At 63.0% G+C, this 12330-nt stretch carries 12 protein-coding genes; 6 read left to right on the top strand and 6 right to left on the bottom strand.

From position 1 onward, the window contains the following. The first annotated feature begins 48 nt into the window (after positions 1-48). Genes HU770_RS11020 through HU770_RS11035 form a run of 4 tightly spaced genes read left to right on the top strand, consistent with a single transcriptional unit; the run spans position 49 to position 3550 of the window. Positions 49-1182, top strand: coding sequence for an MlaE family lipid ABC transporter permease subunit (locus HU770_RS11020; RefSeq protein WP_186655280.1), 1134 nt, complete (start codon positions 49-51; stop codon positions 1180-1182). Continuing rightward, positions 1179-1970, top strand: coding sequence for an ATP-binding cassette domain-containing protein (locus HU770_RS11025; RefSeq protein WP_186655291.1), 792 nt, complete (start codon positions 1179-1181; stop codon positions 1968-1970). Before HU770_RS11020 ends, HU770_RS11025 begins: the two co-directional genes overlap by 4 nt. 3 nt (positions 1971-1973) lie before the next feature. Next, the gene (locus tag HU770_RS11030; RefSeq protein WP_033702547.1) at positions 1974-2912 is read left to right on the top strand and encodes an MlaD family protein; all 939 of its coding nucleotides are present in this window, start codon (positions 1974-1976) and stop codon (positions 2910-2912) included. Continuing rightward, positions 2909-3550: an ABC-type transport auxiliary lipoprotein family protein gene (locus HU770_RS11035; protein ID WP_095065507.1), complete on the top strand. Its 642-nt coding sequence runs from the start codon at positions 2909-2911 to the stop codon at positions 3548-3550. Before HU770_RS11030 ends, HU770_RS11035 begins: the two co-directional genes overlap by 4 nt. Here HU770_RS11035 and HU770_RS11040 read toward each other — a convergent pair. The 6 genes from HU770_RS11040 to HU770_RS11065 form a co-directional block, all read right to left on the bottom strand. Then, a complete protein-coding gene (locus tag HU770_RS11040) occupies positions 3532-4761 on the bottom strand; it encodes a spore maturation protein (RefSeq protein WP_033702545.1) in 1230 nt (409 codons plus the stop codon). The two genes, HU770_RS11035 and HU770_RS11040, sit on opposite strands and share 19 nt — an antisense overlap. A 155-nt stretch (positions 4762-4916) precedes the next feature. Further along, positions 4917-6245 (bottom strand): glutamate/aspartate:proton symporter GltP, encoded by a 1329-nt coding sequence (gltP, locus tag HU770_RS11045; protein WP_186655293.1) that lies wholly within the window; start codon positions 6243-6245, stop codon positions 4917-4919. Positions 6246-7012: 767 nt separating this feature from the next. Beyond that, positions 7013-7483 (bottom strand): inhibitor of vertebrate lysozyme family protein, encoded by a 471-nt coding sequence (locus tag HU770_RS11050; RefSeq protein ID WP_186655295.1) that lies wholly within the window; start codon positions 7481-7483, stop codon positions 7013-7015. A 2-nt stretch (positions 7484-7485) separates the two neighbouring features. Then, complete coding sequence (locus HU770_RS11055) at positions 7486-7647, bottom strand: DUF1328 domain-containing protein (RefSeq protein ID WP_003252966.1); 162 nt, start codon at positions 7645-7647, stop codon at positions 7486-7488. Between the two features lie 54 nt (positions 7648-7701). Next, complete coding sequence (locus HU770_RS11060; protein WP_033702541.1) at positions 7702-7992, bottom strand: hypothetical protein; 291 nt, start codon at positions 7990-7992, stop codon at positions 7702-7704. A 174-nt stretch (positions 7993-8166) separates the two neighbouring features. Beyond that, positions 8167-8988 carry a BON domain-containing protein gene (locus HU770_RS11065; RefSeq protein ID WP_186663671.1) on the bottom strand — a complete coding sequence of 274 codons (822 nt, stop codon included), beginning with the start codon at positions 8986-8988 and terminating at the stop codon, positions 8167-8169. 209 nt (positions 8989-9197) lie between these two features. Between HU770_RS11065 and algB the strand changes: the two genes are divergently transcribed. Then, positions 9198-10544 (top strand): sigma-54-dependent response regulator transcription factor AlgB, encoded by a 1347-nt coding sequence (gene algB / locus HU770_RS11070; protein WP_186655300.1) that lies wholly within the window; start codon positions 9198-9200, stop codon positions 10542-10544. Further along, positions 10541-12319, top strand: coding sequence for a KinB sensor domain-containing domain (locus HU770_RS11075; protein ID WP_186663672.1), 1779 nt, complete (start codon positions 10541-10543; stop codon positions 12317-12319). Before algB ends, HU770_RS11075 begins: the two co-directional genes overlap by 4 nt. Positions 12320-12330 lie beyond the last annotated feature (11 nt).

Raw genomic sequence — 12330 nt, forward strand, 5'->3', positions numbered from 1 at the left:
CCCTCTGCGCTATGATCAGCCCCTAAGCCTTAGCGCCGAGTCAGTTGCATGGAGCCTATGACACCCCCCAGCGCCACCTTGGACACCAGCCACCAACCGCCCTGCCTGCGTATTACCGGTGACTGGACCCTGGCCCACTATGCCAGCCTCAAGCGCGACAGCGAACGCCTGCGTACGCAATGCAGCAACGACGCCGTTGCCGACCTCAGCCAACTGGGCCGCCTCGACACCGCCGGCGCCTCGCTGCTGGCCGAACTGCTCGGTGCCGAACGCCTGTCGCACTGCACCGATGGCCTGCCCGACGCCAGCCGTGCCCTGCTCAAGACCGTGTACTGCTCGGTGCAGGACTACTGCATTCCGGTCAAGGAGGCCGAACGCCCGGTGCTGCTGTTGCTGCTCGAGCGTATCGGCCGTGCCGTCAGCACCCTCTGGCAAGACACCCGGCAGTTGCTCGGCTTCGTCGGCCTGATTCTCGAAACCTTGCTGCGCCGGGCCTTCCAGCCCCACCGCTGGCGGCTTACGCCGGTCGTGGCGCACATCGAACAGACCGGCCTGGATGCTGCGCCCATCGTCGCCTTGCTGACCTTTCTGGTGGGCGCGGTGGTGGCGTTTCTGGGCGCAACGGTGCTGGCCGCATTCGGCGCGACCCTCTTCACCGTCGACCTGGTGGCGTTCTCGTTCTTGCGTGAGTTTGCCGTGCTGTTGACCGCCATCCTCATGGCCGGCCGCACGGCCAGTGCCTTCACCGCGCAGATCGGCTCGATGAAGGCCAACGAAGAAATCGACGCCATCCGCACCCTGGGCCTCAACCCCATGGAGCTGCTGGTGGTGCCACGGGTATTGGCGCTATTGATTTCGTTGCCGCTGCTGACCTTCCTCGCGATGATCTGCGGCATCGTCGGCGGCGCGGTGGTGTGTGCCCTGTCGCTGGATATCTCACCCGCCATGTTCCTGTCGCTGCTGCAGACCGACATCGGTGTGCAGCACTTCCTCGTCGGCCTGGCCAAAGCACCGTTTTTTGCCTTCCTGATCGCCGCCATCGGCTGCCTGGAAGGCTTCAAGGTCAGCGGCAGCGCGGAGTCCGTGGGCGCCCACACCACCTCGGCAGTGGTGCAGTCGATTTTCGTGGTCATCGTGCTGGATGCGGTGGCGGCACTGTTCTTCATGGAGATGGGCTGGTGAGCGGCCGGGAAACCGTGATCGAGGCACGGGGCATCTGTAACCGCTTCGGCAGCCAGAGCGTGCATGAAAACCTCGACCTGAACCTGTACCGGGGCGAGATCCTTGCCGTGGTCGGTGGCTCGGGTAGCGGCAAATCGGTGCTGTTGCGCAGCATCATCGGCCTGCGACGGCCTAACGAGGGGCAGATCAAGGTATTTGGCCAGGACCTGGCCGAGTTGCGTGAAGAACAGCGTTCGTTGGTCGAGCGACGCTTCGGCGTGCTGTTCCAGAAGGGCGCGCTGTTCTCGTCGCTGACCATCACCGAAAACGTCGCCTTGCCGCTGATCGAACACGCCGGCTTGTCCCGCGCCGACGCCGAGCACCTGGCCGGGGTCAAGCTGGCCCTGGCCGGCCTGCCCATCTCGGCTGCCGACAAATACCCCGCCTCGCTGTCCGGCGGCATGATCAAGCGCGCAGCGCTGGCACGTGCCCTGGCACTGGACCCGGACATCCTGTTCCTCGACGAGCCCACCGCAGGCCTCGACCCGATCGGCGCCGCCGCGTTCGACCAGTTGATCCTGACCCTGCGCGACGCACTCGGCCTGTCGGTGTTTCTCATCACCCACGACCTGGACACCCTCTACACCATCACTGACCGAGTGGCGGTGCTGTCGCAGAAAAAGGTCCTGGTGGCCGGCCCCCTGGCCGAGGTCGAGCAAGCCGACGACGCCTGGATTCAAGAATACTTTCACGGCCCACGCGGGCGCGCAGCCGAACAGGCCGCCGCCCGCCCGGGCCAGGAGCGCTGAACGATGGAAACCCGAGCACATCACGTCCTCATCGGCCTGGTCACCGTCCTGGTGGTGGCCGGTGCCATGCTGTTTGGCCTGTGGCTGACCAAGTCCAGTGTCGACGATGCCTTCAAGGATTACGAAGTGGTGTTCAACGAAGCCGTCTCGGGCCTGTCCCGCGGCAGCCCGGTGCAGTACAACGGCATCAAGGTGGGCGACGTGTCGACCCTGCGCCTGGACCCGAAGGACCCTCGCCGCGTGCTGGCCCGGGTACGGCTGAGCGGCGACACGCCGGTCAAGGAGGATACCCAGGCCAAGCTGACCCTGGCCGGGGTCACCGGCAACGCGTTCATCCAGCTCAGCGGCGGCACGCCGCATAGCCCCGAGCTCAAGGGCAAGGATGGCAAGCTGCCAGTGATCATCGCCTCGCCTTCGCCAATCTCGCGCCTGCTCAACGACAGCAGCGACTTGGTGACCAACATCAACCTGCTGCTGCACAACGCCAACCTGATGTTCTCGGAAGACAACATCGGCCACCTTAGCAGCACCCTGGCCAATCTCGACAAGACCACCGGTGCCTTCGCCGGCCAGCACGGCAGTATTGCCGAGGCCATCACGCAGCTGGTGCAGGTCGGCAAACAGGCCAGCGCCACCCTGGCCGAAACCCAGGCGCTGATGCGCAACGCCAACAGCCTGCTCGGCAGCGAGGGCAAACAGGCCATCGGCAGCGCCGAGCAGGCCATGCAGTCGCTGGCCGAAAGCACGGCGACCATCAATGCGCTGCTCAAGAACAACAGCGAGGCCATCGGTGACGGTGCCCAGGGCCTGAACCAGCTAACCCCCGCCATCCGCGAGCTGCGCGAAACCCTCAACGCACTCAAGGGCATTTCCCGGCAGCTGGAGGCCGACCCGAGCGGCTACCTGCTCGGACGCGACAACAACAAGGAGTTCCAGCCATGAAAGCATCGCTGCGCCTGTTGGCCCTGGCGGCCGCGGTGAGCCTGGCCAGTGCCTGCTCAATCCTGCCGCAAAGCGAACCTGTGGACCTGTATCGCCTGCCGGTGAACCAACCCAGCCGCGTTGCCGCGCCGCTGGACTGGTCGCTGCGGCTTAACAAACCGCTGGCCAGCGAAGTACTGGCCGGCCCACGGATCGCGGTGATCCCACAGGGAGACGTGGTCAGCAGCTACAAGGGCGCACGCTGGAGCGACGCCGCGCCAGTACTGCTACGCAACCGCCTGCTCGATGGCTTCCAGCGTGACGGCCAGGTTCAACGCCTGAGCGCCGATGACAGCAACCTGCAGGCCGACTACGAGCTGGCCGGCGAGCTGCAGGCGTTTCAGAGTGAGTACCGCCCGGACGGGGCAGTGGAGGTGGTGATTCGCTACGATGCGCGTCTGGTCCAAGGGCGCAGTCAGCGTATCCTCGCCAGCAAACGCTTCGAGATCCGCCAACCGCTGGCCGCCAGGGAGGTTTCGGCAGTGGTGGCAGGCTTCGGCGGCGCCAGCGACCAACTGGTCGGGCAGGTAGTCAGCTGGACCGTCGCCCAGGCCACGCAGGCCCAAGCTCAGGTCCAGGCTCAGCCGAAGAACCAGTAGCAGACCAAGATCGCCGCGACCACGCCGGAAAATTCGGCCAGCAGGGCGCAACCGACCGCGTGGCGTACCCGCTGGATGCCCACGGCACCGAAGTACACCGCCAGCACATAGAAGGTGGTCTCGGTACTGCCCTGAACGGTCGCCGCGACCAGTGCCGGGAAGCTGTCCACACCGTGGGTCTGCATGGTCTCGATCAACATGGCCCGCGCTGCACTGCCCGAGAACGGCTTGACCAGCGCGGTGGGCAGGCCTTCGACGAAGCGGGTATCCATGCCCATCCAGTTCACCGCATGGCGAATGCCGTCCAGCGCCAGCTCCAGCGCGCCCGAGGCGCGCAGTACGCCGACTGCCACGAGCATGGCCACCAGGTAGGGCAGCAGGCTCTTGGCCACATCAAAGCCTTCCTTGGCGCCTTCGACAAAGGCTTCGTACACCTTGACCCGCTTCAGCGCACCGATCACCAGGAACAGGATGATCACACCGAACAGCGTGAGGTTGCCCAGGATCGACGACAGGCCCGCCAGCGCAGCGGCCGACAAGGTGCCGAGAAAGGCCATGAAGCAGCCCAACAGCAACGCACCGGGGATCAGGTAGGCCAGCACCACCGGGTCCCACAGGCGCAGGCGCTGCATCACCGCCACCGACAGCAGGCCCACCAGGGTCGACACGCTGGTAGCCAGCAGGATCGGCAAAAATACCAGCGTCGGGTCGGTCGCGCCTTGCTGCGCGCGGTACATGAAGATGGTCACCGGCAACAGGGTCAGCGACGACGCATTGAGTACCAGGAACAGGATCTGTGCGTTGCTTGCGGTGCTGCTGCTGGGGTTCAGCTCCTGCAGCGCGCGCATGGCCTTAAGGCCAATCGGCGTGGCCGCGTTGTCCAGCCCCAGGCCATTGGCCGCGAAGTTCATGGTGATCAGGCCCAGGGCCGGGTGCCCCGGCGGCACCTCGGGCATCAGCCTGGCGAACAGCGGGCCGAGGACCTTGGCCAGCCACTCGACGATACCGGCCTTCTCGGCGATTTTCAGAAAGCCCAGCCACAGGGTCAGGGTACCGAACAACAGGACCATCACCTCCACCGACAGCTTGGCCATGGCGAAGATGCTCTCGACCATGGCGGCGAAGATGCCGGCGTTGCCGCCGATCAGCCACTGGGCCAGGGCGGAGACGGCCGCCACCAGGAAAAAGCCGAGCCAAAGGCCGTTGAGCATCCGATTGTTCCCCCTGAAAAGTGCCCGAATGATAACGGAGATTGCAGGCGCCCACGCAAGACGCAGTCCCTAGAAAGGGGCGCAACGCGCCCCCCACAATCCGCCACACAACAAAAAGCCCCGACAAGTCGGGGCTTTTTGTTCAACGCATCAGCTCAGCGCTTGGCGGCTTCGCCAACCACCACAGCTCCCTGCTTGTCGGCCATCAGCGAAGCATAGTACTGCTCGCCCTTGGCAGCGTCGTACATGCCTTCCCAGCGTGCGATGACCAGCGCGGCCAGGGCGTTGCCGACCACGTTCAGCGCAGTACGGGCCATGTCCATGATGCGGTCGACACCGGCGATGAAGGCCAGGCCTTCCAGCGGGATGCCCACGCTGCCCAGGGTCGCCAGCAACACCACGAACGACACGCCCGGTACGCCGGCAATACCCTTGGAGGTGACCATCAGGGTCAGCACCAGCAGCAGCTGCTGGCTCCACGACAGGTCGATGCCGTACAGCTGGGCGATGAAGATTGCCGCGATGCTCTGGTACAGGGTCGAACCGTCGAGGTTGAACGAATAGCCGGTCGGCACCACGAACGAGCAGATCGACTTCGGCGCGCCGTACTTCTCCATCTTCTCGATCACCCGCGGCAGCACGGTTTCGGAGCTGGAGGTGGAGTAGGCCAGGATCAGCTCATCTTTCATGATGCGCATGATCTTGATCACCGAGAAGCCAAACACGCGTGCCACCAGGCCCAGCACCATGAAGGCGAAGAAGGCGATGGCGAAGTACACCAGCAGCACCAGCTTGGCCAGCGGCAGCAGCGAGCTGAAGCCGAAGTTGGCGACGGTGACGGCGATCAGGGCGAACACGCCGATCGGGGCGTAGTTCATGATCATGTGGGTGACCTTGAACATGGTCTCCGACACGGCCTGGAAGGTACGCACCAGCGGGTCGCGCAGCTCTGCCTGAAGGCTCGATAGGCCCAGGCCGAACATCACCGAGAAGAAGATGATCGGCAGCATTTCGCCACGCATCAGCGCCGCGAAGATGTTCGACGGGATCAGGTTGAGCAGGGTTTCGATGAATGCATGCTCATGCTGCACTTCGGCCGCAGTGGCCTGGTACTTGGAGATGTCCACGGTACCCAGGGTGCTCATGTCGATGCCGGCACCCGGGTGGAACAGGTTGGCCAACACCAGGCCGACGACGATGGCGATGGTGGTCACCACCTCGAAGTAGATGATGGTCTTGAGGCCGATGCTGCCCAGTTTCTTCGCGTCGCCAACTCCGGCGATGCCCACGATCAGCGACGAGATCACGATCGGGACGACGATCATCTTGATCAGGCGAATGAAGATGTCACCAGCGGGCTGGAGGACGTTGCTGATCCACCATGCCTTTTCTGCACTGAAATGATTCAGTAGCGCGCCGATTGCAACGCCCAGGACCAGACCGATCACGATCTGCCAGGCGAGGCTCAGTTTTGCCTTCTTCATGTCTTTACCCTTTGTTCTAGTGGTCATGGGCGCCGGACGAAAACGCGCGTAACAGAGCCGTTGGCAACGTCACGGTGAGCGAAAAGCTTCCGTCCGGTGGCCTCATGTAAGGACACCGCGAGCGAGCGACTGGGCGCTCGGGCCAGCGAAAAGGCGGCAACTATTGCGATGGGAAAGGGGGAAATCTAATGCCTGAAACGTATACCCCATGCCGAAACTGCATAATGATTTACGCTAAAAATGGCATGTCGCAAGTGCTTGATTTATAACGTTCGGAATCCCGAACAAGACCAAAGCGCCATTTTTAGGCAGATTTGGCAGCGTCTTCGGAGGGGGCTAGATGGCTTGTTCGACAATCCGAATGGCCGAAATGCCACTTGCGAGGGGACCCTGGCGGGCGAAAAAAAGTTGATGTACGGTCGAGACAAAATGTGTCTTTGAGGGAAAAACACGCAAGAAGGGTAATTTGCCTGATTGCCTTGACTGTTCCTCGTTGGCTCCTCGGAAGTCAGGTCGGCACAGGGTATCCCTGATGACACCACCGACCTGAGGCTTCCGATTCCGCCTTTCCTGACCCGACCCATTGCTGGAGGCACTCCCTGTACCCCTAGGCCACTCCGACCCTGCAACAGTCAGAACAGCCCGGCCCCTTGGTCATGTGCTGCCCCTCCTCGGGGCGGCGCATCATAGAAGGCTGAAATATAAAAAGGTTCAGCTTCTATTACGTGACAGCGCATAACCGTTCATCGGTAACGGCTTATAAAAGCTCAGTACCACTTCGGGTCACGCTTGAGTTGCTCGCGCAACATCGCCTGCATGCCATCATCCGGTTCGCCAATAAAGCGGTATTGCGCATGACGGGTAGGCGACTTGTCGCTCGGCAAGGCTTCGGGCACCTCTACGAGCATCCCGTAGGCTTGGTCCTTGTCCCAGCTAAACGCCACGATCAGACGCTTGTAGGTGCAGTTTTGCGCCGTTTCACACAAGGGCCCGACCAGATACTGGTCGCCGTCCTCGGTGACTGCCGACATCTGCTCCTGGGCACTGCCGGTGAGGTTGACTACCCAATCGGGCAAGCGCTCCTCGCCCTTGATCGTGTCCTGCCAGGTTTCCTGGTATTCAGGGTCCGAGCCGAGCAACTGATCGACCCGGACCTGGCCGTCATTGGCCGCCATCGCCGCTGCACTGCCGCCCAGCAAGCAGGCGGCAGCCAGGGCTGTGCAAAGCTTCCTGCGCATCTTCAACCTCGACCACGTCCAAAGAAGAAGGAGGCTACGAACAGGACCAGGAAGACGATGAACAGGATCTTCGCGATACCCGTGGCCGCGCCAGCGATACCACCGAAGCCCAGTACGGCGGCGACAATGGCGATGATGAGGAAAGTGATAGCCCAACTCAGCATGGTGGTTCTCCTTTCTTTTTTGAAATCAATCCGGCTTTGGGGTACAGCACAGGCTCAGAACACCCAGCGATCCTGTGGTACGACGTTTTCCAAGGTGGCCGGTGAAGCGGTGGCATTGCTCGATGGCAGCGGGTCGGCCGCCTTCACGAGGCTGGTGGCACGGGTTGCCTGAATCTGCGTCAGAAGTGCGGTCTGTGCCGCCACTTGCTCCGCCAGACGCGCGGTCTGCCAGCTGTAGTAGAAGAGGCCAGCGGCCAAGGTCAGCAGCAGCGCCATCCCCAGTAACAGGAACTGGCGCAAAGGCAGTGCGACGTTCTGCGAGCGGTTGACGGATTGGCGGTTCATGCCGGCTCCTCCTGCTGTAATTGTTGTTCAAACCTGAACAGGTAATTGCAGCCTGCATGCCAGCCTTTGTATCAATAAAAAATCCTTTTAAATCAAACACTTAAACCAATCACACATTGCACCGAAGGACGTATCCTGCACGATGGCCCCTGGGGCGTCGTGCGAATTGCACGATCAGCCCTCGACCTTGGTCGCCACCTTGAGCAGATCGGCGTCCACACCGCGCACGCCAATGATCTGCCGGGCAATCTCGACAGCAATGGTTTTCTGCTCGCTGCTGACCACTTCGCCCGACAGCCGCACCAGGCCCTCCTCACTGGCGACCTTGAGGTTCAGGCCATCGAGGTTGCGGCTGAAACGGAAGCTGTTCTGGATCTTGTCGACGATCCAGCTGTCGCTAGGTTGCGGCCCGGTCGGCGCGCCTACCGGGTTGTCGCGTGCCTTGGCCATGGCGGCGGTGTCCAGGCTGACCAGGTTGTTGACCAGGTGCACACCGTCGGTGGTGCGCGCCACTACGCCGGCCAACTCCTTGGCCTCTGCGCTGTCGACCCTGCCGCGCAGCGTCACTACGCCTTCGCTGCTTTGCACTTCTATAGGCGCCTTCTCGGTGGTGCGGCTCCACAGCAGCCGTGCACGTATCACCGCCGCCAACGTTGCGTCCTCCAGCCGCTGGGCATAGGCCCGCAGCTCGAGCGGGCGTTCCACCAGCTGAGCATTGACCTGCAACTGGTTGTCGACCTGTTCGATGCCGCGGGTGGCCAAGGCGACATGCTCGGCCAACTGGCGCTCGACAGCGTTTTCGACCTCACCCGATAGCCGCGCCTGCTTGCCATCCACCACCACCTCGATACGAAAGGGGTTGAGCATGCGGTTGAGCGACAGGGCGGTTTGCAGTGAGCCCTCCAGGCGGGCGTCCTGCACAGGGTCAGCAAATGCCGGGGTCAAGACCGGCAGCAAAGTGGCCGCCAACACGGCCAGTCGTGGGAAAAAGGGCATGGCTATGCCTCCTTTGTTGGCAAAAACAGAAAATAGTCGCAACCAATGTGCCATCGCGCACCTCTAAGCAAATCATCGAGATATCGCGGCTCAAGGGCATTGTTTGGCCATTGGCTAGCATGCAAAGGACAGAATCCTTCAGAATTGACCATGCAACTTGCCCGATTTTTCCCACACTAATTGAAGATCTATCCTAAGGAGCGCAGGAAATGGAATCAGCCCAGGACAAGCAAGGCCGCATTCTGCTGGTGGATGACGAGTCCGCGATCCTGCGCACCTTCCGCTACTGCCTCGAAGACGAAGGCTATAGCGTGGCCACCGCCAACAGCGCCGCGCAGGCCGAAACCCTGCTGCAACGCCAGGTGTTCGACCTGTGCTTCCTCGACCTGCGCCTGGGCGAGGACAACGGCCTCGACGTGCTGGCCCAGATGCGTATCCAAGCCCCGTGGATGCGAGTGGTGATCGTGACCGCGCATTCGGCGATCGACACGGCGGTGGATGCCATCCAGGCCGGTGCCGCCGACTATCTGGTCAAACCCTGCAGCCCCGATCAACTGCGCCTGGCGACCGCCAAGCAGCTGGAAGTGCGCCAACTGTCGGCGCGCCTCGAAGCCCTTGAAGGCGAGGTGCGCAAGCCCAAGGACGGCCTCGACTCGCACAGCCCGGCCATGATGGCGGTGCTGGAAACCGCGCGTCAGGTGGCCACCACCGACGCCAACATCCTCATCCTCGGCGAGTCCGGCACCGGCAAGGGTGAACTGGCCCGTGCCATTCATGGCTGGAGCAAGCGGGCGCGCAAAGCCTGCGTCACCATCAACTGCCCGTCGCTGAATGCCGAACTCATGGAAAGCGAGCTGTTCGGCCATACCCGCGGCGCCTTCACCGGCGCCAGCGAGAGCACCCTTGGTCGCGTCAGCCAGGCCGACGGGGGCACGCTCTTCCTCGATGAAATCGGCGACTTCCCGCTGACCTTGCAGCCAAAGTTGCTGCGCTTCATCCAGGACAAGGAGTATGAGCGTGTCGGCGACCCGGTCACCCGCCGGGCCGATGTGCGCATTCTCGCCGCCACCAACCTCAACCTTGAAGAGATGGTGCGCGAAAGCCGCTTCCGCGAAGACCTGCTGTACCGCCTCAACGTCATCACCTTGCACCTGCCGCCCCTGCGCGAACGCAGCGAAGACATCCTGACCCTGGCCGATCGTTTCCTGGCCCGCTTCGTCAAGGAATACTCCAGGCCCGCCCGTGGTTTCAGCGATGAGGCCAGGGCTGCCCTGCTCAACTACCGCTGGCCCGGCAACATTCGTGAACTGCGCAACGTCGTGGAGCGCGCCAGCATCATCTGCCCGCAGGAACGCGTGGAGATCAGCCACCTGGGCATGGGCGAACAGCCGGCAGGCAACGCACCCCGCGTGGGCGCGGCATTGAGCCTGGATGAGCTGGAGCGCGCGCACATCGGCGCCGTGCTGGCCGCCAGCGATACCCTCGACCAGGCCGCCAAGACCCTGGGCATCGATGCCTCGACCCTGTATCGCAAACGCAAGCAGTACAACCTATGAAGTGGCAGATGAAGCTGCGCACGCGGCTTTTCCTCAGCATTTCGGCGCTGGTCACAGTGGCCCTGCTGGGCCTGATGCTGGGGCTGGTCAGCGTGCTGCAGATGGCCACGGTGCAGCAGCAGCTGGTACGGGACACCACCCACGCGCTGGAAGTGGGACTGAAACTGCGGCAAAACCTCGGCGAACAGCTGACCCTGATACTCGATGAGAACACCGCGCCGCAGAACCTGCGGCTGTTGCAGGACAACTTCCAGGCGCTGCTCGACCAAGGGCTCGAACAAGGCGGTGAACGCACCGGTTTCAGTAAGGCCAGCAGCAATTACCAGACCTTCCTCCAGGCCTACCGCGACAGCCCAGCACCTGCGCGCAGCATGGGCAGCGACGAGCCACTGGGGGCAGCCTTCAACCAGCTACGCACCGACCTCATCGATTCGCACAAACAGGCGCTGGAACACATCACCCGCAGTGAAGAACGTACCCGTGATCGCGCCTTGCTGATCAGCGGCGTGCTCGGCCTGATGGGCTTGGCGATACTGGTATTGGGCTTTGTCACCGCGCACAACATCGCGCGACGCTTCGGCCAACCGATCGAAGCCTTGGCCAAGGCGGCCGACCAACTCGGCAAGGGCAACTTCGACGTCACCCTGCCAGTCACCCAGGCCAGCGAGCTCAACCAGCTGACCCGTCGCTTCGGGCTGATGGCCGACGCCTTGCGCAAGCACCAGGCCACCAACGTCGATGAGCTGCTGGCCGGCCAGCAACGCCTGCAGGCCGTGCTCGACAGCATCGACGATGGCCTGCTGATCATTGACCGGCAGGGCCGCCTGGAACACCTCAACCCTGTGGCCCAACGCCAGCTGGGCTGGAACGACAGCCGCCTTGGCAGCACCCTGGCCGAAGCCTTGCAGCGCCCGGAGCTGGAGCAGCAACTGCGCCAAGTGCTGCGCGGTGGCAGCCTCGATCGCCCGCCAGACGACCTGAACATCGACGTCGATGAAGAAACCCGTCTGCTGACCTATAGCCTGACACCGGTCAGCCACCCTCAGGGGCCGATTCTGGGCGCGGTGATGGTGCTGCACGATGTGACCGAGCAGCGGGCCTTCGAGCGCGTGCGCAGCGAGTTCGTTCTGCGCGCCTCGCACGAACTGCGCACACCGGTCACAGGCATGCACATGGCGTTCGGCCTGCTGCGTGAGCGGGTGAAGTTTCCACCCGAGGCGCGCGAGTACGACCTGCTCGAAACCATCGGCGAAGAAATGCAGCGCCTGACCCAGCTGATCAACGACCTGCTGAACTTCTCTCGTTACCAGAGCGGCTTGCAGAAGCTCGAACTCGCCCCTTGCGCCATCGATGAGCTGCTGGAGCGCGCGCATCTGCGTTTTGCCGAACAGGCCGCACACAAGCAGATCGAGCTGATCAAGGAACTGGAGCTGCCGCTGCCTCGCATCCAGGCCGATGTCGCCCAGCTCGACCGGGTACTGGACAACCTGCTGCACAACGCCGTGCGCCATACCCCCAGTGGTGGCCGCATACGCCTGCACGCAAGGCGCCATGTCGAGCGCGTGATTATCAGCGTCGAGGACAACGGTGAGGGCATCGCCTATGGGCAGCAGGGGCGTATCTTCGAGCCCTTTGTGCAGGTGGGGCGCAAGAAGGGCGGTGCAGGGCTGGGCCTGGCGTTGTGCAAGGAGATCGTGCAACTGCACGGCGGCCGAATGGGCGTGTTTTCCCGCCCGGGGCAGGGCACCCAGTTCTACATGGCGTTGCCGGTGTAGCCAGCGGGGCG

Source organism: Pseudomonas sp. SWRI68 (genome assembly GCF_014269165.1).
GTDB lineage: Bacteria > Pseudomonadota > Gammaproteobacteria > Pseudomonadales > Pseudomonadaceae > Aquipseudomonas > Aquipseudomonas capeferrum.

Excerpts from the sequence above, each read along its gene's own strand:
- HU770_RS11020 (WP_186655280.1), top strand. The coding sequence starts at position 49 with ATGGAGCCTATGACACCCCCCAGCGCCACCTTGGACACCAGCCACCAA.
- HU770_RS11030 (WP_033702547.1), top strand. The coding sequence starts at position 1,974 with ATGGAAACCCGAGCACATCACGTCCTCATCGGCCTGGTCACCGTCCTG.
- HU770_RS11035 (WP_095065507.1), top strand. The coding sequence starts at position 2,909 with ATGAAAGCATCGCTGCGCCTGTTGGCCCTGGCGGCCGCGGTGAGCCTG.
- HU770_RS11040 (WP_033702545.1), bottom strand. The coding sequence starts at position 4,761 with ATGCTCAACGGCCTTTGGCTCGGCTTTTTCCTGGTGGCGGCCGTCTCC.
- gltP (WP_186655293.1), bottom strand. The coding sequence starts at position 6,245 with ATGAAGAAGGCAAAACTGAGCCTCGCCTGGCAGATCGTGATCGGTCTG.
- HU770_RS11050 (WP_186655295.1), bottom strand. The coding sequence starts at position 7,483 with ATGCGCAGGAAGCTTTGCACAGCCCTGGCTGCCGCCTGCTTGCTGGGC.
- HU770_RS11055 (WP_003252966.1), bottom strand. The coding sequence starts at position 7,647 with ATGCTGAGTTGGGCTATCACTTTCCTCATCATCGCCATTGTCGCCGCC.
- HU770_RS11060 (WP_033702541.1), bottom strand. The coding sequence starts at position 7,992 with ATGAACCGCCAATCCGTCAACCGCTCGCAGAACGTCGCACTGCCTTTG.
- HU770_RS11065 (WP_186663671.1), bottom strand. The coding sequence starts at position 8,988 with ATGCCCTTTTTCCCACGACTGGCCGTGTTGGCGGCCACTTTGCTGCCG.
- algB (WP_186655300.1), top strand. The coding sequence starts at position 9,198 with ATGGAATCAGCCCAGGACAAGCAAGGCCGCATTCTGCTGGTGGATGAC.
- HU770_RS11075 (WP_186663672.1), top strand. The coding sequence starts at position 10,541 with ATGAAGTGGCAGATGAAGCTGCGCACGCGGCTTTTCCTCAGCATTTCG.